The organism is Arthrobacter sp. SLBN-122 (assembly GCF_006715165.1).
Lineage (GTDB): Bacteria > Actinomycetota > Actinomycetes > Actinomycetales > Micrococcaceae > Arthrobacter.
In genome coordinates this window covers 402,357-427,968 of record NZ_VFMS01000001.1, presented here as the reverse complement: position 1 = coordinate 427,968, position 25,612 = coordinate 402,357, and the positions used below count along the sequence as shown (strand labels likewise).

The 25,612-nt window shown below is 67.2% G+C and carries 26 protein-coding genes and 1 riboswitch; of the genes, 13 read left to right on the top strand and 13 right to left on the bottom strand.

The window, feature by feature from the left end:
* The first annotated feature begins 143 nt into the window (after positions 1 to 143).
* Positions 144 to 311 (top strand): DUF3117 domain-containing protein, encoded by a 168-nt coding sequence (locus tag FBY36_RS01890; protein ID WP_009357720.1) that lies wholly within the window; start codon positions 144 to 146, stop codon positions 309 to 311.
* Positions 312 to 368: 57 nt separating this feature from the next.
* Here FBY36_RS01890 and FBY36_RS01885 read toward each other — a convergent pair whose 3' ends face one another.
* On the bottom strand, positions 369 to 1,001 hold the full coding sequence (locus tag FBY36_RS01885) for an O-methyltransferase (RefSeq protein WP_142117079.1): 633 nt from the start codon (positions 999 to 1,001) through the stop codon (positions 369 to 371).
* A gap of 229 nt (positions 1,002 to 1,230) precedes the next feature.
* Here FBY36_RS01885 and sigE point away from each other — a divergent pair, with 229 nt between their 5' ends.
* The 3 genes from sigE to FBY36_RS01870 all read left to right on the top strand — a co-directional run bounded on the left by sigE (position 1,231) and on the right by FBY36_RS01870 (position 3,181).
* Positions 1,231 to 1,845 (top strand): RNA polymerase sigma factor SigE, encoded by a 615-nt coding sequence (sigE, locus tag FBY36_RS01880; RefSeq protein WP_142117078.1) that lies wholly within the window; start codon positions 1,231 to 1,233, stop codon positions 1,843 to 1,845.
* Positions 1,846 to 1,852: 7 nt separating this feature from the next.
* Complete coding sequence (locus tag FBY36_RS01875; protein ID WP_142117077.1) at positions 1,853 to 2,707, top strand: anti-sigma factor; 855 nt, start codon at positions 1,853 to 1,855, stop codon at positions 2,705 to 2,707.
* Positions 2,708 to 2,776: 69 nt separating this feature from the next.
* The gene (locus FBY36_RS01870; protein ID WP_142117076.1) at positions 2,777 to 3,181 is read left to right on the top strand and encodes a Sec-independent protein translocase TatB; all 405 of its coding nucleotides are present in this window, start codon (positions 2,777 to 2,779) and stop codon (positions 3,179 to 3,181) included.
* A 28-nt stretch (positions 3,182 to 3,209) separates the two neighbouring features.
* Here FBY36_RS01870 and FBY36_RS01865 read toward each other — a convergent pair whose 3' ends face one another.
* Genes FBY36_RS01865 through FBY36_RS01855 form a run of 3 tightly spaced genes read right to left on the bottom strand, consistent with a single transcriptional unit; the run spans position 3,210 to position 6,317 of the window.
* Positions 3,210 to 4,352 carry an Mrp/NBP35 family ATP-binding protein gene (locus FBY36_RS01865; protein ID WP_142117075.1) on the bottom strand — a complete coding sequence of 381 codons (1,143 nt, stop codon included), beginning with the start codon at positions 4,350 to 4,352 and terminating at the stop codon, positions 3,210 to 3,212.
* Positions 4,352 to 5,050: a DUF1003 domain-containing protein gene (locus FBY36_RS01860; RefSeq protein ID WP_142117074.1), complete on the bottom strand. Its 699-nt coding sequence runs from the start codon at positions 5,048 to 5,050 to the stop codon at positions 4,352 to 4,354. Before FBY36_RS01860 ends, FBY36_RS01865 begins: the two co-directional genes overlap by 1 nt.
* On the bottom strand, positions 5,034 to 6,317 hold the full coding sequence (locus tag FBY36_RS01855) for a magnesium transporter MgtE N-terminal domain-containing protein (protein ID WP_142117073.1): 1,284 nt from the start codon (positions 6,315 to 6,317) through the stop codon (positions 5,034 to 5,036). Before FBY36_RS01855 ends, FBY36_RS01860 begins: the two co-directional genes overlap by 17 nt.
* A 77-nt stretch (positions 6,318 to 6,394) precedes the next feature.
* On the opposite strand from FBY36_RS01855, the gene FBY36_RS01850 reads away from it, so the two are divergent.
* Complete coding sequence (locus FBY36_RS01850; RefSeq protein WP_142117072.1) at positions 6,395 to 7,432, top strand: general stress protein; 1,038 nt, start codon at positions 6,395 to 6,397, stop codon at positions 7,430 to 7,432.
* A 142-nt stretch (positions 7,433 to 7,574) separates the two neighbouring features.
* On the opposite strand, the gene FBY36_RS01845 is transcribed toward FBY36_RS01850, so the two are convergent.
* Complete coding sequence (locus FBY36_RS01845; protein ID WP_142117071.1) at positions 7,575 to 9,149, bottom strand: aminopeptidase P family protein; 1,575 nt, start codon at positions 9,147 to 9,149, stop codon at positions 7,575 to 7,577.
* 81 nt (positions 9,150 to 9,230) lie between these two features.
* Here FBY36_RS01845 and FBY36_RS01840 point away from each other — a divergent pair, with 81 nt between their 5' ends.
* Positions 9,231 to 10,079, top strand: a complete 849-nt coding sequence (locus FBY36_RS01840; RefSeq protein WP_142117070.1) for a PHP domain-containing protein — start codon at positions 9,231 to 9,233, stop codon at positions 10,077 to 10,079.
* Here the strand turns inward: FBY36_RS01840 and FBY36_RS01835 are convergent.
* The 4 genes from FBY36_RS01835 to thiE all read right to left on the bottom strand — a co-directional run bounded on the left by FBY36_RS01835 (position 10,076) and on the right by thiE (position 15,206).
* Positions 10,076 to 10,948 (bottom strand): DNA-methyltransferase, encoded by an 873-nt coding sequence (locus tag FBY36_RS01835; RefSeq protein WP_142117069.1) that lies wholly within the window; start codon positions 10,946 to 10,948, stop codon positions 10,076 to 10,078. The two genes, FBY36_RS01840 and FBY36_RS01835, sit on opposite strands and share 4 nt — an antisense overlap.
* Before the next feature lie 8 nt (positions 10,949 to 10,956).
* Positions 10,957 to 12,651 (bottom strand): DEAD/DEAH box helicase, encoded by a 1,695-nt coding sequence (locus FBY36_RS01830; protein ID WP_142117068.1) that lies wholly within the window; start codon positions 12,649 to 12,651, stop codon positions 10,957 to 10,959.
* Positions 12,652 to 12,941: 290 nt separating this feature from the next.
* The gene (locus tag FBY36_RS01825) at positions 12,942 to 14,435 is read right to left on the bottom strand and encodes an RNB domain-containing ribonuclease (RefSeq protein WP_142117067.1); all 1,494 of its coding nucleotides are present in this window, start codon (positions 14,433 to 14,435) and stop codon (positions 12,942 to 12,944) included.
* A 36-nt stretch (positions 14,436 to 14,471) separates the two neighbouring features.
* Positions 14,472 to 15,206, bottom strand: coding sequence for a thiamine phosphate synthase (gene thiE / locus FBY36_RS01820; RefSeq protein ID WP_142117066.1), 735 nt, complete (start codon positions 15,204 to 15,206; stop codon positions 14,472 to 14,474).
* Between the two features lie 27 nt (positions 15,207 to 15,233).
* Positions 15,234 to 15,352, top strand: a riboswitch (TPP riboswitch).
* Here thiE and thiO point away from each other — a divergent pair.
* From thiO to FBY36_RS01805, 3 genes are all read left to right on the top strand, one after another.
* Positions 15,346 to 16,644: a glycine oxidase ThiO gene (gene thiO, locus FBY36_RS01815; protein WP_142117065.1), complete on the top strand. Its 1,299-nt coding sequence runs from the start codon at positions 15,346 to 15,348 to the stop codon at positions 16,642 to 16,644. (Overlaps the previous riboswitch by 7 nt.)
* The gene (gene thiS / locus FBY36_RS01810; RefSeq protein ID WP_142117064.1) at positions 16,641 to 16,877 is read left to right on the top strand and encodes a sulfur carrier protein ThiS; all 237 of its coding nucleotides are present in this window, start codon (positions 16,641 to 16,643) and stop codon (positions 16,875 to 16,877) included. The genes thiO and thiS overlap by 4 nt, the downstream gene beginning before the upstream one ends.
* 4 nt (positions 16,878 to 16,881) lie before the next feature.
* Complete coding sequence (locus FBY36_RS01805; protein WP_142117063.1) at positions 16,882 to 17,697, top strand: thiazole synthase; 816 nt, start codon at positions 16,882 to 16,884, stop codon at positions 17,695 to 17,697.
* Between the two features lie 87 nt (positions 17,698 to 17,784).
* Here the strand turns inward: FBY36_RS01805 and FBY36_RS01800 are convergent, their stop codons facing one another.
* The 3 genes from FBY36_RS01800 to FBY36_RS01790 form a co-directional block, all read right to left on the bottom strand.
* On the bottom strand, positions 17,785 to 18,087 hold the full coding sequence (locus tag FBY36_RS01800) for a hypothetical protein (protein ID WP_142117062.1): 303 nt from the start codon (positions 18,085 to 18,087) through the stop codon (positions 17,785 to 17,787).
* Positions 18,088 to 18,108: 21 nt separating this feature from the next.
* Positions 18,109 to 18,333, bottom strand: a complete 225-nt coding sequence (locus FBY36_RS01795; RefSeq protein ID WP_056334681.1) for a DUF3107 domain-containing protein — start codon at positions 18,331 to 18,333, stop codon at positions 18,109 to 18,111.
* Between the two features lie 62 nt (positions 18,334 to 18,395).
* Positions 18,396 to 19,061: a TetR/AcrR family transcriptional regulator gene (locus FBY36_RS01790; protein WP_056334683.1), complete on the bottom strand. Its 666-nt coding sequence runs from the start codon at positions 19,059 to 19,061 to the stop codon at positions 18,396 to 18,398.
* 85 nt (positions 19,062 to 19,146) lie between these two features.
* Between FBY36_RS01790 and moeB the strand changes: the two genes are divergently transcribed.
* Positions 19,147 to 20,346: a molybdopterin-synthase adenylyltransferase MoeB gene (moeB, locus tag FBY36_RS01785; protein ID WP_142117061.1), complete on the top strand. Its 1,200-nt coding sequence runs from the start codon at positions 19,147 to 19,149 to the stop codon at positions 20,344 to 20,346.
* A gap of 78 nt (positions 20,347 to 20,424) precedes the next feature.
* On the opposite strand, the gene FBY36_RS01780 is transcribed toward moeB, so the two are convergent.
* Entirely contained in the window at positions 20,425 to 21,750 is a 1,326-nt protein-coding gene (locus FBY36_RS01780; protein ID WP_142117060.1) for a glutamyl-tRNA reductase, read from the bottom strand.
* Between the two features lie 158 nt (positions 21,751 to 21,908).
* On the opposite strand from FBY36_RS01780, the gene hemE reads away from it, so the two are divergent.
* The 3 genes from hemE (at position 21,909) to FBY36_RS01765 (ending at position 25,550) form a co-directional block, all read left to right on the top strand.
* Positions 21,909 to 23,003 (top strand): uroporphyrinogen decarboxylase, encoded by a 1,095-nt coding sequence (hemE, locus tag FBY36_RS01775; RefSeq protein WP_142117059.1) that lies wholly within the window; start codon positions 21,909 to 21,911, stop codon positions 23,001 to 23,003.
* A gap of 3 nt (positions 23,004 to 23,006) precedes the next feature.
* Positions 23,007 to 24,494, top strand: a complete 1,488-nt coding sequence (hemG, locus tag FBY36_RS01770) for a protoporphyrinogen oxidase (protein WP_142117058.1) — start codon at positions 23,007 to 23,009, stop codon at positions 24,492 to 24,494.
* Positions 24,495 to 24,599: 105 nt separating this feature from the next.
* Complete coding sequence (locus FBY36_RS01765) at positions 24,600 to 25,550, top strand: hypothetical protein (RefSeq protein WP_142117057.1); 951 nt, start codon at positions 24,600 to 24,602, stop codon at positions 25,548 to 25,550.
* The last annotated feature ends 62 nt before the right edge of the window (positions 25,551 to 25,612 follow it).

The following is a 25,612-nucleotide window of genomic DNA, read 5'->3' as shown; positions in this document are numbered from 1 at the left end:
GATAGGTAAGCAAGGACAAAAGCATTCAGAAAGTGCGCAGCCTTGGCGGTGGAAACACCACCCTGCCATAGCGGCCTGATCGACATGCGGACACAGCCCGCCCGGGCTGATTAGTCCTGGGACAAAATGGAGGGGAATTCCTCATGGCGGCTATGAAACCACGCACCGGCGACGGCCCAATGGAAGTCACCAAGGAGGGCCGCAGCCTGATCATGCGCGTCCCGCTCGAAGGCGGCGGGCGCCTGGTGGTCGAACTTAACGCGGCCGAAGCAGCCAACCTTAAGGAATGCCTGGTAGGCGTTACCGAATAGTCGTGCCGGACAGGGTGCGCAGCCCGCGGGCTGCGCACCCTGTCCTTTTGGCATTGCCTACTTCTTGACTGCCACCAGCAGGCCGTCCCCGGTGGGCAGCATTGCCGAAGCCAGCCTGTCGTCGTCGCGGATTGCCCTGCCCACTTGGCGCAGGACCACCGTGGTTGCCTCCCGGCCCGCGGGATTGGCTACCTTGTCCTTGTCCAGTGCGTCATTGATGACCAGCAGGCCTGCGGGCTTCAGCAGCCGGACGGCCTGCTCCACGTAGCCGGGCAGGCCCGGCTTGTCCGCATCGATGAAGACCAGGTCGTAGGCGCCGTCCGTCAGCCGGGGCAGGACGTCTCCCGCGCGGCCGGAAATGGTGCGGGTCCGGTTGGCGGGGCTGCCGGCCTCGGAAAACGCTTCGCGCGCGGCCCTCAGGTGTTCGACGTCCACGTCGATGGTGGTCAGGACGGCGTGCGGGCCCAGTCCCCGCAGCAGGCAGACGCCGGAGACCCCGGCGCCGGTGCCGATCTCGACGGCGGTCTGGGCTTTGGAGGCAGCAGCCAGTACCGTGAGGACGGCGCCCACCCCGGGGCTGATGGCGCTTACTCCCAATTCAAAAGAACGTTCCCGGGCCCGGAGCATAACCTCGTCCTCAGCGGGCAGATCTTCTGCATAGGACCAGCTGCTGGATTTGTCGGCGCTCATGAATTATCGCTTTCTGGGCGTAAAGGGGGAATGTCTCTTCAAGCCTACTGTGTCCCGCCGGGCTGGCCGGGAAAGACGCCGTTGCGCCCAAGGCTGAAGTTTGCCGGCGGTCAGGAAATTCCCAGCCAAGTTTGACATGATTGATATCCGCTCATCCAAAAGGTGACCGGCGCCGAATCAGAGATGTCAACAGTATCCGGGCGTTAGCATTCCACGAGGGGAGTGGACGATGTCATCTTCAGTTGTGGCACCTGTCCCTGCAGTAAACAATCCCGACGATGGGTGGGTCCGTCCCACCTGGGAAGAAGTGGTCACCAACCACTCGGCAAAGGTTTACCGGCTGGCGTACCGCCTGACGGGCAACAAGTACGACGCCGAGGACCTCACCCAGGAGGTCTTCGTCCGCGTCTTTCGGTCGTTGGAGAACTTCAAGCCCGGAACGCTGGATGGCTGGCTCCACCGCATCACCACCAACCTGTTCCTTGACCAGGCCCGGCGGAAGACGCGCATCCGCTTCGACGCCCTGGCCGAGGATGCCGAGTCCCGGCTGCCCGGCCGCGAGCCGGGGCCTGAGCAGAGCTTCGAGCTGAACAACCTGGATTTGGACGTACAGGCCGCCCTGGAGGAACTTCCGCCGGACTTCCGAGCCGCGGTTGTTTTGTGCGACCTCGAGGGACTGTCCTATGACGAAGTCGCCGAGGCCCTGGGCGTGAAGCTGGGCACCGTCCGCTCGCGCATCCACCGCGGCCGGACGATGCTCCGGGAAAAGCTGGCCCACCGCGACCCCCGCCCGCAGCAGTCCCGCCGCAAGCTCGCGCTGCCGCGCATCGCCGGCATCCTCTGAACGGCACATGAGGTCCCAATTTCCTTTCGGCGGCAGGCATCAGCGCACCGGCAGCCACCTGGAGGTTTGCCAGGAGTGTGCTTCAGCCGTGCGCCGGGAACGGCAGTACCTTGAGCGTCTGCGCGATGCTCCCATCCCGCCCGCCAGCCAGGACCTGACGGCACGGCTCCTGGCACGTACCCATGAACTGGCTGCCCAGCCCCCAACGCCTGTGCAGCAGGGAGGGACCTCCCGCATGGCCGCCCATGCGCTGGGGCTCGCCGCGGGCGGGACCATGGCGGCGGCCGGTGTATTGGCCGTGGGCGCCTTCACGGCAGCGGGTGATCCCGCCGCGGGCGGACAGGCGGGAACCGAAGCGGCCTTTTCGCACGTCTCGTCCCAGACTCCCGCGGACGGCCGGAACCTGACCGCCACGCAGCTGGCCACGTTGCGGTCGGAGGGGTGGGCCTGCCCGGAGCTGGAGGCCATGGGCTTCCACCTTGAAGCCGCCAGGGCGCTGGTGGTTGACGGGCAGCCTGCGGTGGAGCTGCGGCTCACCGACGGTACGCATCACGCCACCATCACGGAACAACACCCGGTTGGTCACCAGGCCGCAGGCCAGGAGGGTGCACCGCTGCAGGTTTCGGGTACCCCTCCCTGGTCTGCCACCTACCGGGCCGCCGGCCTCACCATTACCTACCGCTCCGACCTGCCCCCTGAGCAGGCCGATGACGCGCTGCCCATCCTTGAGCAGCTTGCCGATACCGCGACGGAAGGGGTTGACGCGGCCGTTCCGGAAACGCCGGGGCGTCCTGCCCCGGAGTCCCTGGAGGCACGGCTGGAGCGCGGTATCAGCAAGATCGCGGCCCTGTTCACCCAGTGACACGGACTGTTCCCCCGTCTGCCGGACGGGAATCGTCACTCGCAGCCCGGAGAGGGTAATCTTCCTAAAGTGTTTGGAATCAACGGCCCGGAGTTCATCCTTCTGCTGATCATTGGCGTGCTGGTGATCGGCCCCCAGCGGCTGCCTGAATACACGCAGAAGCTGGCAAACCTGGTCAAGGAACTCCGCCGCATGGCGTCCGGCGCGCGCGAACAGATCAAGGAAGAAGTGGGCATCGACATCGACGATGTCGACTGGAAGAAATACGATCCGCGCCAGTACGATCCCCGCCGTATCATCAAGGAAGCACTGCTCGACGACGACACCAAGCCCGTCAGTTCAGGAGCCCCTGCCGCCGTGGCCGCGGTTTCCGGCGCCGCAGCTGCCGCAGATACGGCTCCCCAGCGTCCTGAACGGGTGGTGCAGAGACTGGCCCCGGGCGATACCGCCCCGTTCGACACCGAAGCCACCTAGGGTTCAGCGCCGGCAGTACCGGGTCCAGTCAGCGCGGCTGCAGCCCCAGCTTCATCCCGGCGAGACCGCGTGGTTTGGCAGCCAATTGGCCTGCTATGCCTGCCAGCGCGACAGCCCCCGCCGAACCGGGCTGGCCCAGGACGATCGGAACCCCCGAGTCCCCGCCTTCACGCAGCTGGATGTCCAGGGGAATCTGGCCCAGCAGCGGCACGTCCGTCCCCACCGTGGCGCTGAGGCGCTCGGTGAGCACCGCCCCGCCGCCGCTTCCGAAAAGTTCCATCCTGCCGCCGTCGGGCATCTCCAGGTAGGACATGTTCTCGATGACGCCCGCGATCTTCTGCCCTGTCTGGGTGGCGATGGCGCCAGCGCGTTCTGCAACATCGGCGGCCGCCGCCTGCGGTGTGGTGACCACCAGGATTTCTGCCTTGGGCAGCAATTGGGCCACAGAGATGGCGATGTCACCCGTACCGGGGGGAAGGTCCAGGAACAGGGCATCCAGGTCGCCGAAGTAGACGTCGGTAAGGAACTGTTCCAGGGCCCGGTGCAGCATGGGTCCGCGCCAGGCAACAGGCTGGTTGCCGGTCACGAACATGCCAATGGAGATGACCTTCACCCCGTAGGCAACCGGGGGAAGGATCATGTCGTCCACCTGGGTTGGTGCCTGGGTGATGCCCATGAGCGCAGGTACGGAGAAGCCGTAAACGTCCGCATCGACGATGCCCACGCGCAGGCCCTGGGCAGCCAGGGCCGTGGCCAGGTTGACCGTCACCGAGGACTTGCCCACTCCGCCCTTGCCGCTGGCCACGGCATAGACCCTGGTGAGGGAATCCGGTTCGTTGAACGGGATCCTGCGCTGGCCGCCGGCGCCGCGCAGCTTCTCCTTGAGGGCATCCCGCTGCGCCTGGTCCATCACTTTGAGTTCGATGTCGACGGCGGTGACGCCGGGGACGGCGAACAGGGCCTTCTGAGAATCGGCGGTGATGGTGTCCCGCAGCGGGCAGCCGGCGATGGTGAGCAGGACCGCCACGGTGACCTTGCCGTCCTCGGAAACCTGGACCGAGTCCACCATGCCCAGCTCGGTGATGGGACGCCGGAGCTCTGGGTCGATCACAGTGGCCAGGGCAGCGTTGACTGCCTCAGCCAACGGAGTGCCGGCGATGGGTTGGGTCATTAGCGGTCCTGTGTTGAATGGCCGGGTTTTACCCGGGGGATTTGCTGGGTGCGCGGGCTCCGTTGCCGGTCCCGCTGTTCGCGCAACTTGTCTTTCACTTTGTCGCGTGGGGATTCGTGCGAACCGGCTCCGGTGTCGTCGTGGGTCCGCAGCTCCTCCTGGGCTTCCAGCAGGTCCTCAAGGAGTGAGCGCAGTTCGGCCCGGACGTAGTCGCGGGTGGCCACCTCGCGCAGCGCGATCCGCAGGGAGGCGAGCTCCCGGGTCAGGTACTCGGTGTCGGAGAGGTTGCGTTCGGCGCGCTGGCGGTCCTGCTGCACCGAAACGCGGTCGCGGTCATCCTGCCGGTTCTGCGCCAGCAGCAGCAGGGGCGCCGCGTAGGAGGCCTGCAGCGAGAGCATCAGGGTCAGCAGGGTGAAGCCAAGGTCCCTCGAGTCGAACTGCCACTCCGTGGGCGCCCACGTGTTCCAGCCCAGCCAGAAGATGCAGAACACGGTCATGTAGACCAGGAACTGCGGGGTGCCCATGAACCGGGCGAAGCCTTCGGTGGCGTGCCCGAACGCGTCCGGATCCGGTGAGAACTTGGGCAGGATCCGCTGGCGGGCGCTCAGGGGCGTGTCGAGGCTGCCTTTTGATTCCGTATTGGCCAGGTTCCGCTGGTTGGGGTTCTTCGGAGCACTGTTATCAGCCAATGCGGCCACCGAGCTTTCTTATCGGGGCTTCGCCATCATTGGCGCGCCAGTCGTCCGGCAACAAGTGATCCAATACGTCATCAACAGTCACCGCCCCCACAAGCCGGCCGGCGTCATTGACCACCGGGAGGGAGTTCAGGTTGTAGGTGGCCAGGGTCCGTGCCACTTCGCTGATGTGGGCCTGGTCCGACAATGGCTCGAGGTTCTTGTCCACCAGGTTTCCCAGTGCCTCGAACGGCGGGAAACGCAGCAGCTGCTGGATGTGGACCACGCCCAGGAACCGGCCGGTCGGGGTTTCCAGCGGCGGCCGGGCAATGAAGATCGACGATGCCAGGGCGGGGGAGAGCTCCTCCCGCCGGACGTGGGCCAGGGCTTCGGCGACCGTGGCTTCCGGCGGCAGGATGACCGGCACCGGGGTCATGAGGCCGCCGGCGGTGTCCTCGTCGTATTCCAGCAGGCGGCGGACGTCCTCCGCGCCCTCAGGCTCCATCAGCTGGAGCAGTTCCTCCGCCTGGGCAGAGGGGAGCTCACCGAGGAGGTCGGCGGCGTCATCGGGATCCATCTCCTCCAGGACGTCCGCGGCGCGCTGGACATCCAGCGCGGAGAGGATTTCAACCTGGTCGTCTTCCGGCAGTTCCTGGAGGACATCTGCCAGCCGCTCGTCCTGCAGTTCGCTGGCCACTTCGAATCGGCGCTTGTCGCTCATTTCCTGCAGTGCCTCGGCGAAGTCGGCGGGTTTGAGGTCCTCGTGGTTGGCCACGAACTGGGTGGCGGCCTGCGGTTCGGTGCGCGGCCCCTGCTGGGCGTCCGCCCAGTCGATGATCAGGGTCTCGTTGCGGCGCAGCCGGCTCAGGGGGGACAGCGAATGGCCGCGGCGGACAAAAAGCTTGCTGACGAACCAGTCGCGGGACCGGTGCTGGTCGATGGCGATGTCCTCGATGGTGGCGTCGCCACTGCCGTCGCGGAGGGTTACCCGCCGGTCGAACATTTCGGCCACCACCAGCGTTTCGGCTCCGCGCTGTTCAAACCGGCGCAGGTTGACCAGGCCCGTGCAGATGATCTGGGTCTGGTCGATCGAGGTAATGCGCGTCATGGGCACGAAGACCCGCTTCTTTCCCGGGACTTCCACCACGATGCCCACCACGTGCGGGGCTCCCTGGGTTCCGCGGGACAGCACAACAACATCGCGCAACCGGCCCAGCCGGTCGCCCAGCGGGTCGAAAACATCGAGGCCCAGGAGGCGCGCCACGAAGACGCGGGTAGGTGTTGTACTCACCTCTACAGGCTACCGAGTCTGCTCTCTTTTAGCTGAATTTACAGGCAGCACCCACCTTGATGGGCAAGAATGGGGTTATGTCTAACATTTTTGGTGCTCCCAGGGCCGGTGGCCCCAACGGTACGGATGACGCCCGTGCCGTACCCACCGGTGACACCGTAGGCTCCTACAACTCCTACCTCGATGCCCAGAAGGCGGTGGACTACCTCGCGGACCAGCAGTTTCCCGTCCAGATGGTGTCCATCGTGGGTAACGAACTGAAGATGGTGGAGCGGGTTACGGGGCGCCTGAGCTACCCCAGGGTGGCCCTTTCGGGGGCGCTGAGCGGCATGTGGTTCGGCCTGTTCGTGGGCGTCATGCTGTCCTTCTTCGCACCGTCACCCGGGTACTTCTCCATCATGACGTCCGTGCTGATGGGTGCGGCCTTTTTCATGCTGTTCGGCATCGTCACTTACGCCATGCAGCGCGGCAAGCGCGACTTCACGTCCACCAGCCAGGTGGTGGCCACCAGCTACGACGTCATTGTTGCGCCCGAGGCCGCCCATGAGGCGCGGCGCCTGCTGCAGCAGCTGCCCATGACCCGTTCGGATGCCGCATCCGGCCAGGGTCAGTACACCCAGCACGACTACTACAACCAGCCGTACCAGCACCAGCAGCAGCCGGGGCAGCAGCAGGGTCCGGCCCGTCCCGCCGGCTGGAATGACCCCTACGGCCAGCGGTCCTCCGGCTCATCCGTCCAGGACGGAGCGGGTCAGGACGTTCCCGGCCAGGATGGGCGCGGCCAGGATGGACACGGCTACCCCGACGACGGCGGCAAGCAGCACAGTGCCCCGCAGCACAGCGGTCAGCAATACAGCGGCCAGCAGTACGACGGCGGCCAGCACCAGCAGCCGGCACAGCCGGCGGGCCCGGTCCGGGCGGTCCGATACCCGGACCTGCCGGACGGGCGTCCGCAGTACGGCGTCCGCCTGCCGCAGGGTCCGGCCGGAGGTCCCGGCCAGCAGGGAACAGCGGAGCCCGGACCGGGACAGGACGCAGAACATGGTGCCGAAAACCCCGCCGAGGGCCAGTACGGTCCTGACGGGGACCAGCACCAGGGCGGGCACCGGCACTAGGAGCTATTGCAGGCAGCCTGGGAGTGACGGCCTGACACTGCCCGGCCTGCCGGCGTCGGAACCAAAGAGCGGGGCCGCCGGATTCATTCCGGCGGCCCCGCTCTTTGCTGTTTGGCCCTGGTCAGGAGTGCTTCTGCCTGGGTCAGGCCTCTTCGGTCCGGTAGATGCCGGCCATCCAGTCCTCCACGTCCTCCGGATTGCGCGGCAGGGCGGCGCTGAGGTTGACGGGGCCGTCAGCGGTCATGAGGATGTCGTCCTCGATCCTGACGCCGATGCCCCGGTATTCCTCGGGGATCGCCAGGTCCTCCTTCTTGAAGTAGAGGCCCGGCTCGATGGTGAAGACCATGCCTTCAGTAAGGATGCCGTCGAGGTACAGTTCGCGCTTGGCCTGGGCGCAGTCGTGGACGTCCAGGCCCAGGTGGTGGCTGGTGCCGTGCGGCATCCAGCGGCGGTGCTGCTGGCCCTCGGGACTGATTGCCTCCTCCACGCTGACAGGCAGGATGCCCCATTCGGCCAGGCGCTCGGCCAGGACCGTGGTGGCGGCGGTGTGGATGTCCCGGAACTTGGTTCCCGGCTGGGCCGCGGCGAACCCGGCATCGGCAGCATCGAGGACCGCCTGGTAGACCTTGCGCTGGATGTCGCTGAAGGCGCCACTGGCCGGAAGTGTCCTGGTGATGTCTGCCGTGTAGAGCGAGTCGGCCTCGACGCCGGCGTCCAGGAGCAGGAGCTCGCCGGCGTGGATGCGCCCCGTGTTCCGGGTCCAGTGCAGCACGGTTGCATTGTTGCCGGACGCTGCGATGGTGTCGTAACCCAGCTCGTTGCCCACCTCGCGGGCGCGGGCAAAGAATGCTCCTTCAACCACCCGCTCGCCGCGGGCATGAGTAAGTGCCCGCGGCAACGCCTTGACCACTTCTTCAAACCCTTCCACCGTGGCGGAAACTGCGGTCTTCATCTGCTCGATTTCCCACTCATCCTTGAGCAGGCGCAGTTCGGAGAGAGCCTCAGAAAGCTTTTCGTCCAGGGCATCCAGGACGGCAAGGTCCAGGTTCTCGGGGTCCCTGGCAGTGTTGTACCGGGCCGTGTCCACCAGCGCATCAATGTTCTCGTCCACCTTGCGGACCAGCCGGATGGAGATGCCGCCGATTTCCGGTGCGCCCACGTCCTTGGTGATGGCCGTTTCCAGTTGGTCGATGTGAGCGGTGGCCAGTCCCAGCCGGGCCTCGAATTCCTCCAGGGTGGGGCGGGCGCCAATCCAGAATTCACCCGAGCGGGAGTCCGCGTAGAACTGTTCCGTGTCCCTGCCGGCCAGCGGACGGAAGTACAGCGTCGCCCGGTGGTTCCCGCCGTCGTCGCCCTTTCCTTCTTCAACAGGTTCCAGGATCAGGACGGCATCCGGTTCGTGGTCCAGGCCCAGCCCGGTCAGGTGGGCGAAGCCGGAATGCGGGCGGAAGCGGTAGTCGCAGTCGTTCGAACGGACTTTAAGCGGCCCCGCCGGGATGACCAGGCGTTCCCCGCTGAAGAGGGCAGAGATCGCCTTGCGCCGGGATGCGGCGTAGCCGGCGACGGCGTCCCGCTCCGGAAGTTCCTGGCTGGACGGTGCCCAGTTGCTGGCCATGAAGGCCTTGAAGGCGTTGGAACTGGGCCGCTGGGAGCGGTTGTTGACGCGCTCCTCCAGTGGCTGGGAAGCAGAGTTTTGGGTGTTTTCGGCATCGTTCACGGCACCATCGTCTCACCAGCATCCCGGCTAAGCGAACGTGCCGGCCGGGTTCCCTGTCCGACAGTCCACTACGCTGGACCAGTGAGGATTGACCTGCATGCCCACTCCAATGTTTCCGACGGCACCGAAACGCCCGCCGATGTCATGGCATCCGCTGCGCGCGCCGGCCTTGACGTGGTTGCCCTGACCGATCACGATTCGACGGCAGGCTGGGCGGAGGCAGCCGAGGCCGCCGCAACCTGCGGTGTGGCACTGGTGCCGGGCATGGAGGTCTCGTGCCGGACGGAGGAGGGCATCAGCGTTCACCTGCTGAGCTACCTGCACGACCCCAACCATCCGGGACTCCTGGAGGAAATCACCAAGGCCAAGGATTCCCGCCTCAGCAGGGCAGAACGGATGGTCACCATCCTCGCGGAGGACTACCCGCTGACTTGGGACGACGTGATCCACCACGTGGCACCCGGCGCCACCCTTGGGCGGCCGCACATCGCCGACGCCCTCGTCGCCGCGGGCGTGGTGGAGGACCGTTCAGAGGCCTTCGCCTCCATCCTCACGTCCCGGTCCAGGTACTTCATCCCGCATTACGCCCCGGACCCGGCCACCGCCGTCGAACTCGTCCGTGCGGCCGGCGGTGTGCCCGTGTTTGCCCATCCCGTGGCGTCGGGCCGGGGACGGATCGTGGGGGAGCGGACGTACCGTGACATGATCGACGCGGGCCTGGCAGGCCTGGAGATCGACCACCGGGACAACCCGGAAGAGGGCCGGGACTTCCTGCGCAGGCTGGCGGCCGAACACGACCTGTTGGTCACCGGTTCCTCCGATTACCACGGCACCGGCAAGCCCAACCTGCTCGGCGAAAACCTGACGTCGCCGGACATGCTCGCCCGGATCGAGGCACTGGGCACGGGAGCCGCCGTCGTCCGTCCCTAGTTGGGCTGGAAGGAGGTCAGGGTGGCGTGGGCACCCAGCCGCTTGGCCATGATGTCGATGGCGGGCTGGTTCTGGTCCACGCACACGAACTTCCGGCCAAGCTTGGCGGCAACTGCCCCCAGCGTGCCGGAACCGGCGAAGAAGTCCAGGCACCAGTCACCCGGCCTGCTCGACGCGGCAACCACGCGGCGGACCAGGCCCTCGGGCTTCTGCGTGGGGTAGCCGGTCTTTTCCTTGCCGGTGGGCGAAACGATGGTGTGCCACCAGACGTCGGTGGGCAGCTTACCCAATTCGCGCTTGGCAGGCGTCACCAGGCCCGGGGCCATGTACGGCTCGCGGTCCACCTCGGCGCTGTCGAAGTGGTATTTCGCCGGGTTCTTGACGTACACCAGGATGTTGTCGTGCTTGGTGGGCCACCGGTTTTTGGCCCGGGCGCCGTAATCGTAGGCCCAGATGATCTCGTTCAGGAAGCACGCCCTGCCAAAGATGGCGTCCAGCATCACCTTGGCGTAGTGCACCTCGCGGTAGTCCAGGTGCAGGTACAGGGTTCCGTCATCGGCCAGCAACCGCCATGCCTCCACCAGCCGGGGTTCCAGGAACGACCAGTAATCGCTGAACGCGTCATCGTAGCGGTGCAGGGCACCCTTGATGGTGTCGTAGGAGCGGCCCTTGAAGCCCACCCGGTCGCCGCTGCCACCGGCGTTGACCACCATCCGGGTTTCCTGGCGCTGCTGCGGCCTGCCTGTGTTGAAGGGCGGGTCCACATAAATCAGTGTGAAGGCGCCGTCCGGCAGCGTGGGGAGGTACTCCGCGTTGTCCGCGTGCACCACCAGGCTGCCGCCGTCCGGCGCCCAAACAGTGTCAGTCATTGGGGCAGTTAGCCCTCGGAGTTGCCAGGCTGCGTGCCCGTGTCGGCGCCGGCCACCACTTCGCCGTTGCGGCGGCGGGTGCGGGTCCTGGTCCGGCGGGCACGCGAGGGCTGTTCACCCTCGGTTGCGGGAGCAGCAGCAGCCTCACCTGCGGGAGCGGCGGAAGAGTCGGAGGTACGACGCCGGCGCTCACCGCTGCGCTTGGTGTCGCCCCCGCTGCGGCCACCTTCGCGGTTGCCGCTGCGGCTTTCGCGTCCGCGGCCGTCCCTGTCCCTGTCCCGGGACCGGCCGCCGTCACGGCCGCCGCTGCGGCTGTTCTTCTTGCCGGTTTCGCCCAGGTCCTCAAGCACCTCGGCGTCAACGCCGGCCAGGGTGCGCTTGTCACGCGGCAGCCGTCCCTTTGTGCCCTCGGGGATGTCGAGGTCCGCGTAGAGGTGCGGTGAGGAGGAGTACGTCTCAATGGGTTCGGGAACGCTCAGGCCCAGGGCCTTGTTGATCAGGCCCCAGCGCGGCATGTCGTCCCAGTCCACGAAGGTGACTGCGGTGCCCTTGTTGCCGGCGCGGCCGGTGCGGCCCACGCGGTGCAGGTAGATCTTCTCGTCTTCCACGCACTGGTAGTTGATGACGTGGGTGACGTCCTCGACGTCGATGCCGCGCGCCGCGACATCGGTGGCCACCAGGACGTCCACCTTGTTGTTGCGGAACGCCCGCAGCGCCTGTTCACGGGCGCCCTGGCCCAGGTCGCCATGGATGGCGGCAGCCGCGAACCCGCGGTCCACCAGTTCCTCGGCAACCTTGGCGGCGGTGCGCTTGGTCTTGGTGAAGATGATGGTGCGCCCGCGGCCCCTGGCCTGGAGGATGCGGGCCACCACCTCGATCTTGTCCATGCTGTGGGCGCGGTAGATCAGCTGGCGGATGTCGCGCTTGGTCAGGCCCTCATCCTCGGGGTCCGCGGCCCGGATGTGGGTGGGCTGGGTCATGTAGCGGCGGGCCATGGCGATGACAGGGCCGGGCATGGTGGCGGAGAACAGGAGTGTCTGACGGACGGCAGGCGTCGCGGCGATAAGGGTCTCCACGTCCGGGAGGAAGCCCAGGTCCAGCATCTCGTCGGCCTCGTCCAGGACCACGATCTTGACGTTCTTCAGGCTCAGGTGCTTCTGCTTGTAAAGGTCGATGAGGCGGCCCGGGGTACCCACCACAACCTCCACGCCCTGCTTCAGCGCCTCCACCTGGGGCTCGTAGGCGCGGCCGCCGTAGATGGTGGCGATCCTCGCATTGCGCTTCCGCGATGCCGTCACCAGGTCCCCGGCCACCTGCACGGCCAGTTCGCGGGTGGGGACGATGACCAGGGCCTGCGGGGCTCCCGGCACGGCCAGCTTGGCGTAGCCGGGGTCGTCCTGCCCGATGACGCGCTGGAGTGCGGGAATGCCGAAGCCCAGGGTCTTGCCGGTGCCGGTCTTGGCCTGGCCGATGATGTCATGGCCGCCAAGGGCCACCGGCAGGGTCATGGCCTGGATGGGGAAGGGGTGGGTGATCCCGGCGTCGGCCAGGGACTCCACGATGTCCTCGCGGACGTTGTAGTCGGCAAAGGACTTTTCCGCGATCTCATGCGGGGTTTCGTCCGAGATAATGGTTTCTTCCGGCTCGATGGTTTCCGTGCCGGACTCATCGCTCAGAAGCTGGTGGGTATGCAATTCACTCACGGGGGAGTTTCCTTATTCATTTGGGCAATGGCGCTGCCTGCTCAACGGGCCGGCCAGGGCTGGCCGCTCCGGAGCACGCTCAGGCGCGCAAGCGATTCCAGTGGAAGCCGATCGCGGGCTATCTAATGCTGGCACTGGTGACCAGCGGGTAATTCTCAAGATCGCGTAGGGGCGGGCTTGTTGGTTTCAAATCAAGGAAATCAACGACCGGGCATCCATTTCTACCCTCTCAGTCTAGCCGCACAGGCGCAGAAACACTGTTCCGGCCCGCCTGCCGCGCCTGCCGGCCCTCACGGGACGAGTTCGAAATGGATCTCCCGGGTGGTGATGTCCGAAGAAACCAGGCGGACCCGGACCTTGGTTCCGGACTCCAGCTCGCCCGCACACCGCGCGGTGACAGCCGGCTCGGCAACCTGGATAATGCCCGAACTGCCGTTGCCGTTCTTTCCGTTGCCGCTTTTCCCCGTTCCGTTGCCGTTGCCGTTGCCGTTCTGCGGTTTGGACCCGGAAATCACGATGGCCTCGAACTCCTGGCCAATGTGGTTCAGCAGCAGCGCCGCCTCCACGGTGTCCAGGGCCAGGCGCTCCATCCTGGACGCCAGCTGGTCTGAGCCGGCCATGATGCCCGGCAGCAGCGGAAGGGCCTCACGCGCCCAACCCGGAACGTCGGCGCCGTTGCTCAGGGCCTCGCAGATGACCAGCACGAAGCGGTCCACCAGGCGGCGCAGCGGCGCGGTGGTGTGGGCATAGGCCGCGCCGATGGCTGACTGAACCCCGTCCTCGGGGACTGTGCCGTCAAAGGCGGTATAGGACGCTCCCCGGAACAGCATGCCGGCGGAATGCATGATGGCCAGCTGGCGCGGGTCGGTGGGATCCAGTGACCTCAGGTACTCGCCATAGCTGACCTCGCCGTCCCAGGGCCTGCCCAGCACCTCGGTCTGCAGACGGAAATGGCGCAGGGACCGTTCTTCCGGGGCGGGCATGGTGCGCAGGATTCCCACTTTGCCCTCCAGCATGAGCTGCGCGGCCGCCATCCCGGTCATCAGCGAAATCTGCGCGTTCCAGTCCTCCACGGCAAGCTGCGGGACAGCGTCAATGCGGTAGCCGCCATCGGGCAGCTGGACAATTTCCTGCTCGGGCATGTTCAGGCTTGCCCCTCCGCGTTCCCGTTCCAGGGCCACCCGTTTCAGGCCCACCTCCCGGAGCAGCTGCAGCACCGGGGAGGCAGTCCCGGCGTCGAGGTCTGCCTGGGCGCCCTTGTAGCTGAGCTTGTCGCGGCTGCGGACCCGCGCCCGCCTGACGCCCACTGACAAAACCGTCGCCTCGCCGTCGAGCGTGAAGTCCCACACGAACGCTGAACAGTCCTGCCCAGGCAGCAGGCTTCCTGCCCCCTCGCTGATCACTTCCGGATGCAGCGGAATCCTGCCGTCCGGAGCGTAGAACGTCTGGCCGCGGCGCCGGGTCTCGGCGTCCAGCGGACCGCCGGGGGCAACGAACGCGGGGACGTCGGCGATCGCGTACAGCACCCGGTAGCCGTTCCCGTCCGGTTCGATGAACACCGCCTGGTCCAGGTCCGTGGACGTTGCCGGATCGATGGTCACGAACTCCACGGCGGTCAGGTCATAGGACGGCAGCTTCAGCGCGGCTACGGCAGCCTGGGCATCCGCCACGGCTTCAGCGGGGTAGGGTCCCGGCAGCTCGAGTTCGGTCCGCAGCAGGCCCAACGCCTCTTCCAGGGCGTTCCTGTGGTCATGGACGTTGGGGGCCAGCCGATGATGTGACACAAAAATCAGCGTAGCTCCAAGTCCATGGATATGGCATCAGGCGCCGGCGGCATCCAGCGCGTCGAGGAGCGAAGCAGCAGCGGCCGCGGGATCGGGAGCCTCGGTGATGGCGCGGACCACCACGATCCTGCGGGCCCCCGCTTCCGCCACCTGCCGGACGTTTCCGTGGTCGATGCCGCCAATGGCGAACCAGGGCACCGGATCCGCCGCCCTTCCCGAGGCGTCCGCGGCGTACTTCACCAGGCCGGGTCCGACGGCGGCCCTGCCGGGTTTGGTGGGGGTGGCCCACACCGGACCCACGCAGAAATAGTCCAGGCCGGCCGGCCCGGCAGCTGCTGCCAGGGCGGCGTCCACCTGCTCCGTGGTGTGGCTGGAGAGCCCGATCGCGGCATTTCCGTTGACCAACGTACGCGCTGCGGCCAAGGGAAGGTCCTTCTGGCCGATGTGGAACACCGGTGCCCCGGAGAGGACGGCGATGTCCGCGCGGTCATTGACTGCCCACAGCCTGCCGTGCCGCACCGCAGTCTCCTTGAGCACCGCCAGAAGGTCAAGTTCCTCGGCGGCTTCGATGGTCTTGTCCCGCAGCTGGATGATGTCCACCCCGCCGGCGAACGCGGCGTCAACGAAGTCCGCAAAGTCGCCGCGGTCCCGGCGCGCATCGGTGCAGAGGTACAGGCGGGCGGCCTTGAGGGCGTGGCTGTCCCGTGAATTGACGACTTCGGTGGCGGGAGCGCGGTGGCCGGCGGGGAAGGATGGGGTGGACACATTCATGCGTGCAAGCCTAGTTCCTCTAAACTGGGCTGGTACTGCGGGAGCCCGCGGCAGCTGTCATAAAGCGCCGGGCTGAGAGGGCGTCAGAGCCGACCGCTTGACCTGATCCGGGTAATGCCGGCGTAGGGAAGGAACCCATATGCGTACCCCCTTCAACCACCCCGGGTCCGCCGGCGCCTCCAGCCCCTCCACCGTCCGGGCCGATGTTGCGGTCATTGGCGGGGGAGTGGTGGGGCACGGAATCGCCTGGGAGGCGCAGCGTTCCGGACGCTCCGTGGTGCTCATCGACGACGCACCGGGTACCGGCGCCAGCTGGGCCGCGGCCGGCATGCTGGCCCCCGTCAGCGAACTGCACTACCAGGAGGAAGACCTCCTGAAACTGATGCTCGATGCATCAGCGCGCTGGCCGGGGTTCGCCGCCGGCCTGGACAGTGCAACGGGCGCGGATTCGGGATACCTGACGACGGCGACACTCGCCGTGGGTGCCGATGCGGCCGACCGCCGGGCACTGATGGATCTGCGTACCGTCCAGCAGGCCAACGGGCTGGTGGTGGAGCCCCTCACCGTACGGGAGGTCCGGAAGCGCGAACCACTGCTCAGCCCGGCCATTGCCTGCGCCCTGGACACCCCTGCGGACCACCAGGTTGACCCCCGGCGCCTGGTGGCAGCCCTGCGGCTGGCCCTGGCCGGCGCGGCACGGGAAAAGCCGGCAGTGGCTGTTGCCGGGGCAGCGGACGGCTATGCCGTGCCGCAGCGGGCAGCCGGGTTGTTGTGGGACGGCGGAGCTGTTGCCGGCGTCCGCCTGGCCGACGGCGGCACCGTGCTGGCAACGGAAACCGTAGTGGCCAACGGGCTGCAGTCCGCGGCACTTGACGGCCTGCCGGAGGGCCTTGAGCTGCCGCTGCGGCCGGTGCACGGGGACATCCTCCGCCTTGCCGTTCCCTGCCACCTGCAGCCCCTGGTGACGTCAACGGTCCGCGGGCTGGTCCACGGCGTGCCGGTGTACATCGTCCCGCGGCAGGACGGGACGGTGGTGATCGGAGCCACCCAGCGGGAGGATGCCCTGTCCGACGCCGTCAGTGCCGGAGGGGTGTACCAATTGCTGCGGGACGCGCAGGCGCTGGTGCCCGCCGTCGCCGAACTTGAACTCCTGGAAGCCACCGCCCGTGCCCGCCCCGGAACCCCTGACAACGCACCGCTCCTGGGCCGGGTACCGGCGCCTGCGGCCTCCGCGGACGGACTGGCCGGGCATGTCCCGGGCGTCATCGTTGCCACCGGGTTCTTCCGGCACGGCGTCCTGCTCACTCCCGCGGCTGCGGGTATCTGCAGGGACCTGCTGGACGGAAAAATCGATCCCCGCTGGGCAGCGTTCAGCCCGGACCGGTTCTCCAGGCCGGCCACAACAGCAACAAGCCCTTTCATCAAGGAGACAGCGTGAACATCACCCTCAATGGAAACCAGCACACGGTGGCCGACGGCGCCTCCATCACCACACTGGTCCGCCAGGTCACGGGACGCCCGCTGGCTGACAACGGGCAGGCGACGGACGGCGGGAAGCTGGGTGTCGCCGTCGCGCATAACGCCCAGGTGGTGCCGCGGAGCCAATGGTTCGCCACCGCGCTCGCCGAGGGTGACGACATCGAACTTGTCACAGCAGTACAGGGAGGCTGACACCATGACCGAAACCAGCACCATCAACCCCGCAGGAAGTGCCGGTACCGCTGACGCTCTGGTGATCGACGGCGTCGCCCTCGGATCCAGGCTCATCATGGGCACCGGGGGAGCTCCCAGCCTCGACGGCCTGGGCGCAGCGCTCCTGGCCTCCGGCACCGCGTTGACCACCGTAGCCATGCGGCGCTACTCCACGGCGGAAACAGGCTCGCTCTTCCAGCTGCTGGTGGACCACGGGATCCGGGTCCTGCCCAACACGGCCGGCTGCTTCACGGCCAGGGATGCGGTCCTCACCGCGGAACTGGCCCGGGAGGCGCTGGAGACCGACTGGGTCAAACTGGAGGTCATCGCGGACGAACAAACCCTCCTGCCGGACGCCGTGGAACTCGTCGAGGCCACCGAGCAGCTCGTGAACCGCGGCTTCAAGGTCTTTGCCTACACCAATGACGATCCCGTGCTGGCGCTGCGGCTGGAGAACCTTGGCGCCACCGCCGTCATGCCGCTGGGCGCCCCGATCGGCACCGGCCTGGGGATCCTGAACCCGCACAACATCGAACTCATCGTTTCCCGGGCCTCCGTTCCTGTGGTCCTGGACGCCGGCATCGGCACGGCGTCCGACGCAGCCCTTGCCATGGAGCTGGGCTGCGACGCCGTGCTGCTGGCCACGGCCGTGACCCGGGCCCAGAACCCGGCGCTCATGGGCGAGGCCTTCAAGCATGCGGTGATCGCCGGCAGGATGGCCGGGGCGGCCGGGCGCATCCCGCGCCGGGAGCACGCCCTCGCGTCGTCGGCAATGGAGGGCCGGGCGGAGTTCCTCTAAGCTCCCGGTTAAACGGCTGTGGCCACCACCGCATGGGTGGTGGCCACAGCCCTTTAAGCTTTGCGGCAAGAGCAGGCGGATGGAAGCTCAGCGCCGCAGGATCGCCGTGAGCTGCTGTGCGTCGTGGCGCGCACGCGTGCGGCCCAGGTAAACGACGGCGGCGATGGCGGCTGCAATGCCGAGAACGATGGGCAGGATCCAGGGAAGCCAGGTCAGCCCTGGCAGGTAGCCGAAACCAGCTGCCATCAGGATGATCCACACCAGCGCTGCAACAGCTGCGGCGACGCCGGCCGGCAGTGCAGCACCGTACTTGGCATGCCGCCTGTCATTGGCCCAAACGACGAAGCCGGCTGCGACGGTGGCCAGCACCACGATGGTCAGCGAAAGCATGGATCTCCTTGGAACCGGGGACTAGAACTGTCCGAACCCGACGCGCCGAACCTCTTCGGCGCCGATCTCCACATACGCCAGTGCGTTGCCCGGAACGATGATCACGCGTCCTTTGTCATCCTTCAGCCGCAGTTCGCTGCCGCCATTGATGGCTTCACCAACAACCTTGGCCACAGTCTCCGCGTCCTGGGTCGATTCCAGCACGATCTCGCGGCCAACGTTTTGAACGCCGATCTTAATTTCCAAGGGGGCCTCCCAGCCTGTGAAAGTACTCGTGTTTCTCTACGAGGTGTTGTCTTATTTGTAGTCTAGGACTCTTTGGGGAAGCGAGAGATTCCGCGCCAAGCTAAACGGTAGATGAGGTCACTGGCCACGTTGAGGTCCAGGTTGCCGTCCGTTTCCAGCCAGTACCGGGCGCTGACCTGCGCCATTCCCGCCAGTCCGCGGCCCAGGAGTTCGGCTTCGAGGTGGGGGAGCTTGGTGTCCTCGGCAATGACCCGGGCGATGGCGTCGGCGAAGGTCCGGTTGAAGGTTTCCAGCCTGGAACTGACATCGGGGTCGTTGATCAGGTCGGACTCGAACACCAGGCGGTGGGCCTGGTCGTCATTGGCGATGAAGTGGAAGTAGGCGCGCATGACGGCCTGGACGCGTTCATCGTTGTCCGTGGTGGAATTCAGGGCACCCAGCATCAGCTCGGTCAGGGACGCCAGATGGCTTTCCAGCAGTGCGAGGTAAAGGTCGCGCTTGGAGGGGAAGTGCTGGTACAGCACTGGTTTGCTGACGTGCGCGGTCTCTGCAATTTCATCCATGGCCGCGCCGTGGTAGCCGTTGGCCACGAACACCTCCTGGGCTGCCGCCAGCAGCTGTGCGCGGCGCTCATCCCGGGGCAGCCGGGCGGACCGATGGCCTGCGGGGCGGGAGGCAGTTTGCGGTTCGGCGGCGGGCGGGCGGTCAGCCCGTGCTTCAGGGACCACAGTTGTCCTTCTTTCCATTGCAGTTACCCTTCACTTTACTGCGGGGTAATATGACCCGCTGGTATTCCGGGGCATACATTGAAGTATGGCTTCGTCTTTCACCGCAAATTCTTCAACCCTTTCGCTGGATCCGCTGGTGGAACCGGCTGCCGCGCTTACCGCTGATGAGGTGGAGCGTTACTCCCGGCACTTGATCATTCCCGAGATCGGTGCCCTGGGCCAGCGGCGTCTCAAGAACGCCAGGGCGCTGGTGATCGGTGCCGGCGGCCTGGGCGCGCCGGCCTTGCTGTACCTGGCTGCGGCGGGCGTTGGCACCATTGGAATCGTTGACGACGACGTGGTGGACCTGAGCAACCTGCAGCGCCAGGTGATCCACGGCGTCAGCGACGTGGGCCGGCCCAAAATCGAGTCTGCGCGCGATGCCATCGCGGAGCTGAATCCGCTGGTGGATGTCCGGCTGCACAACCTGCGCCTGGATTCGTCCAACGCCCTGGAGCTGTTCAACGGGTACGACCTCATTCTTGACGGGGCCGACAACTTTGCCACCCGGTACCTGGTGAACGACGCCGCCGCCATCCTGGGCAAGCCTTACGTATGGGGTTCCATCTTCCGGTTCGACGGCCAGGTCAGCGTGTTCTGGGAGAAACACGGCCCCACCTACCGCGACCTGTATCCGGAGGCTCCGCCTGCCGGTTCCGTGCCTTCCTGCGGCGAGGGCGGGGTGTTCGGCATGCTTTGCGCTGCCGTGGGATCGCTCATGGTGACCGAGGCAGTGAAGCTGATCACCGGCGTCGGACGTTCCCTGCTGGGCCGCGTGGCACTGTTTGACGCCCTGGGCGGGAGCTGGCGCGAGATCCGTGTGTCGAAGGACCCCGCGGCGGAACCCATCACGAAGCTCACCGACTATGAGGCCTTCTGCGGCATCCCGCCCACAGCCGAGGCGGATACGGAACATACTGTTACCGCCACGCAGCTGGCCACCATGCTGGCGTCGCGGAAAGCCGGGCTCAAGGACTTCGAACTGGTGGACGTCCGCGAGGCCGGGGAGTACGACATCGTCCGAATCGACGGGGCCAAACTGATCCCGCAGGGACGGATCCTCGCCGGCGAGGCGTGGGACGAACTGCCGCAGGACCGGGACATCGTGTTCCACTGCAAGGCCGGAACCCGGTCCGCGAACGTGCTGGCGGCAGCACGGCAGGCGGGCTACCAGCGGGTCAGCCACCTCGACGGCGGGATCCTGGCCTGGGTGCGCGACGTGGAACCCGATAAGCCTGTCTACTGACCGGTTGCTCTATCAGATATGGCTCCCAAACCGGTGGTTTAGGAGCCATATCTGATAGAGCAAGCGGGTGTTTGTGGGTCAGGCGGTTTCGCGGCCCTGGTGGTCCACCGGGCATTCGGCCTCGACGGCGGCAGGGGCGGCGGTGCCGGGCTGTTCGACGGTAATGCCGTAAAGGGCCTCCAGCGCGGCAACGTAATCGTCCTGCTGGCCGTTGGCGGCGAGTTCACGGGCGCGGACCGTGGGAACGTGCAGCAGCTGCTTGACCATGCGGCGGAGCGCGAACTCGACTTCCTCAGCGGCGGCGGTACAGCCGTGGCGGGCGCGGACCTTTTCCATCTCCGCGTCCAGGACATTCATGGTGTGCCGCCGCAGGGCAACGATGGCTGAATCGACGGACCGGGCTTCCCGCTCCTGCTCGAACGCCTTGGCAGCACCCTTTACGATGCCGCTGGCCTGGGCCAGGGATTCCGCCTGTTCCTGCGGCGCGGCAAGGCGCACTGACTCCAGGGTGAGCAGCTCCACTCCGTCCAGCTCGCCGACAGCGGGGTCGAAGTCGTGGGTGAGGGCAAGGTCGATGGCGATCAGGGGCTGCGGTGAACCTGTCCGCACCTCGGCCAGCTCATCGGCTTCAACCCGGGTGTCCGATCCGCTGCAGCCGATCATCACATCGGCAGCTGCCACGGCCGACCGCAGTGAATCCACGTCCAGGGCGGTGCCGCCGCGGGAGGCGACGAATCCTTCGGCCCGGCCGGAGGAGGAGTACACGGAAATGTCGGTGCAGCCGCGTTCGCGCAGCAGCGCCATGGTGGCCCCGGCGTAGGCGCCGGTTCCGAACAGCACAACCTTCTTGGCTGCCCAGTCGGGGTTCTCGGAAAGATCGGTGGCCAGGTCCAGTGCCACGGAGACGATGGAGAGGCCGCGGGAACCGAGGGCTGTCTGTGCGCCCACGTCCTTGGCGGTCTTGGAGGCGGCCTGGAAAAGCCGGACCAGGCCGGCGCTGGCGGTGCCGTCGTGCTGGGCGGTAATCAGCGCACGCCGCACCTGCCCGGCAATTTCGCGTTCCCCGACGACGGCGGAGTCAAGTCCAGCGCTGACGGCGAACAGGTGCTGGGTCACCTCGGGGCCGGTGCGCGTGCTGAAGGAACGCGAGACGAGGGGTTCGGCCAGCCCGCTGGCCTCGCTGATCCGGGCCACGAGTGCTGACCGGGCAGCTTCGACGTCGCTGGAGTTGGCGGCTTCACCGTAAATTTCGTAGCGGTTGCAGGTGGCCAGGACCACTGCCCCTGCGACGGCGGGCGATTCGGTGAGGGCGGATGCGGCAATCCCGGAGGAACCGTTGCTCAACTGAGCAACGGTTTCAAGATCGATGTCGGCGTGTGTAGCCACCAATGAGAAAAGAACCACAGCAGACCAATCATAGCTTTTTCGTTGCCTGGTAGAACAACCACCGGAAAGGATAGTCGCCACAGTGCCCGGTGATCTGCGCCACCCTTCCTGTGCCCGTACTGTCAGCGACAGGTTGTCGTTATCTTTTGCAGCTCTTTTTGGGCACAATCAAAAGCATGACTCCTAGCCCTGCCGTCTCCGCTGCCGGCGTCCTTTCCGCAGACCATCCGCTGATGGACGGCCGTACAGCGGATTCACCGCTGATCACGGCCTACCGCGGGGGAAAGCCGTCCCGCCGCCCCGTCTGGTTCATGCGGCAGGCAGGCCGGTCGCTGCCGGAATACCTCAAGGTGCGCGAGGGCATCGCCATGCTGGACTCCTGCCTCCGGCCGGAGCTGGCCTCAGAGATCACGCTCCAACCCGTCCGCCGCCACGACGTGGACGCCGGCATCTTCTTCTCGGACATCGTGATCCCGCTCAAGCTCGCCGGGGTGGGAGTGGACATCGTTCCCGGCGTGGGCCCGGTCCTCGACAGGCCCGTGCGGACCGCGGCAGACGTTGCCGCGCTGCCCCAGCTCACCTGGGAAGCACTGGAGCCCATCCGCGAAGCCGTCCGCTTGACCGTGGCGGAGCTGGGCAAGACGCCGTTGATCGGTTTCGCCGGCGCGCCGTTCACCCTGGCCGCCTACATGGTGGAAGGGAAACCCTCCCGCGACCACCTCGGCCCGCGGACCATGATGCACGCCGATCCGGAAACCTGGAACGCGCTGGCCAACTGGGCTGCCGACGCCTCCGGCATGTTCCTCCAGGCGCAGCTGGAGGCCGGTGCCTCCGCCGCCCAGCTCTTCGACTCCTGGGCGGGTTCGCTAGGACTGGCCGATTACACCAAGTACGTAGCGCCGGCGTCGGCCCGTGCCTTGGACCATGTGCGCCACCTCAGGGCTCCGCTGATCCACTTCGGCACCGGTACCTCCGAACTCCTCGTTGCCATGCGCGACGTGGGCGTGGACGTGGTGGGCGTGGACTACCGGCTGCCGCTCGATGAGGCCAACCGGCGGCTGGGCGGAACTGTGCCGCTGCAGGGAAACATCGATCCCGCACTGCTGTCAGCCCCCTGGGAAATCCTTGAGGCCCACGTCCGTGAGGTCATCGCGGCCGGCTCCGCAGCTCCCGGCCACGTCCTGAACCTGGGGCACGGTGTACCGCCCGAAACCAACCCGGACGTCCTGACCCGGGTGGTGGAGCTGATCCACTCCATCTCGCCGGAGTAACCAGTGGGCAGCTCAGCGGCCATGCCCCGTACGGCACTGGTGGTGGGCGGCGGGATTTCCGGGCTGCTCTCCGCCCGGGAACTCGCCGCGAACGGCCACGAGGTGACCGTCCTGGAGGCGGGCGCGGCGTGGGGCGGCTGTGTAGGCAGCCATACGGTTGCCGGGCTCACCCTGGACAGCGGTGCTGAGTCGTTCGCCACGCGGTCAGACGCCGTCGCCCGGCTCTGTGCCGAACTCGGCCTGGGCAGCAAGATTGTTCCTCCCCGTCCCGGTGGTGCATGGGTGCAGCTTCCGGACGGCCCCCGCGAATTGCCCAGGACCGGTGTACTGGGCATCCCCGCCAACCCTTGGGACCCTGAGGTCCGCCGCACCCTGGGCACCCTGGGTTCACTGCGGGCTTCCCTGGACCGGCTGCTGCCCGCTTCCGTAGGAGCCGGCAAGGACGTCACCAGCGTCTCCGCCCTGGTGCGGGCCCGGATGGGTTCGCGGGTGCTGGAACGCCTGGTCTCGCCCGTGGTGGGCGGCGTCCATTCCGCGGATCCCGGCCTGCTCGACGTCGACATGGTGGCTCCCGGCCTGCGGGCCGCAATGCGTCGGCACGGTTCGCTCGCTGCCGCCGTTTCAGCCCAGCGGCGCGGTGGAGCAAACAGGGCCGATGCACCGACCGCGGGCGCCGGCAGCCAGGCCCGGGCGGGGCAGGCGGACAAACCTGCCAACGCCGGCTCCGCCGTCGCGGGCCTCGAGGGCGGGATGCACATCCTCGTGGAGGCGCTGGTGGCGGATCTCCGCGACCGGGGCGTGACACTTCTGGCGGGCACCGCCGCGGCATCGGTGTCCCGCACCCCGGATGGCTGGCTGGTCGACGCCGCAGGGACAATCTTCCGCACCGCCCTGCTGGTCATGGCCGTGGACGGCCCGGCCGCCGTCGGACTGCTGGAACATGCTGTCCCCCAGATCGCGGGCAAGAAGCCTGCGTCCGGACCCGACGTCAAGCTGGTCACGCTGGTCCTGGACAAGCCGGAGCTGGACCGGCGGCCCCGGGGAACAGGAATCCTGGTGGCCCCGCAAACGCCCGGCATCGAAGCAAAGGCACTGACCCATGCCACGGGCAAATGGGATTGGCTGGCGGCTGCTGCCGGCCGGGGACGCCACGTGGTGCGGCTGTCCTATGGCCGGGTAGACGGCGCTTCCGCCCGGCAACCGGCCGGGCCGGAAACCGATGGCGAGCTTTTCGCTGCCGCCCTGCGCGACGCTTCCGCCCTCCTGGGCGCCCAGATAACCCGGGACGAGGTACGGGGCTGGGACGTGGTGCGGTGGCGCGGATCCCTGCCATTCGCCGCCGTGGGGCACCAAGCGCGGGCAGCGGCGATCCGCCAGGCGTGCACTGCCGCCGGTGGTCTGGCGGTGGTGGGCGGCTGGGTGGCCGGAAACGGCCTGGCCGCCGTGGTTGCCGACACGCGTGAGCAAATCGGCCAATTGACGGACGCCTGAACATCGCCGCTGGTCAGCGCGGCGCGGCTGGTTGGCGCCGGCGTTGAGCAGGGGCCGCAGGGCGCTTCCCGGTTTTCAATCGGGCAAGCGTTCTGGCTAGGGTCGATGACTATGGTTTCAAACAGGTCCGAGCTTTCCATGTCCCGGACCGGTATCCATGGGGGACTCCGACGCGGCACTGCAGCCGCAGCCGTCGGAGTGGTACTGGTTCTTTCCACCGGCGTCCAGGCGTCCTTGGCCGACGACGCGGCCCCGCCCCAAGACTCCTTGGTGCAGGCGACAGCCTCGGCGTCCGGTAGTTCCGACGGCGCACAGACCCCGCGTGGAAAGGCGCCCACCATCCCCAACGTGCCGGGTGCATTGCTTCCGGCCGTGAAGGCCACGCTCTCCACAGGATCGACGACGGCGACGGCCACGGCGGCGGCTTCGGTTTCCGGCCTTGCCGTTCCAGCCGTCCCCACCGTCTCAGGGACGCCCCTGGCGCCCGGTGGCCAGACCCCCGCTCCCACAGCACAAACCACCACTCCCACGGGAGCGCCGCGCACCTCCTCCAGTGCGCCCCAATCCGGTGCCACGCAGAAACCGGGCCCCACGCAACCGGGACCCACATCAGCCACCTCGGCCGGGGCTGCCCCCGCCGGAGGGGTCCCCGGTCTGTCCCCGGCAGTCCCTCCTCTCCTGGGAACGGGAGCGGGTGAAGCCGCTGACCCGGCCGCCGCGCAGGCTGCCGGGCCAGGATCCGGCGGCATGCCAGGAACGCTGGTTCCTCACGGCTCCGGCAATGCGGAATCCGGCGGCGAGGCCGGCACGGCCGCCGGCGGGGGAGGGGCTGTGCCTTCTTCCGCCCTGCCCACCGCGTTGTCCATCAATGCACGGCAGTCCCAGCCCACGCGCATGCCGCAGGCTGCCGCTGCACCCGAAGGCCCCGGCCGGGCCGTTTCCTCCACCGGACCGCTTCCGGACATGCCTGACGCCTTGGTGTGGCTGGGTGCAGGTCTGGTTGGCCTGGGGACCGCCGCAGGGCTCGTGTTCCTGCGCATGCGCCGCCCCTTCTGATGCGGCGGGGGATGACTCACGGATCCAGCAACGTGACTTTACTCACTTCTACGAGTTGTAGA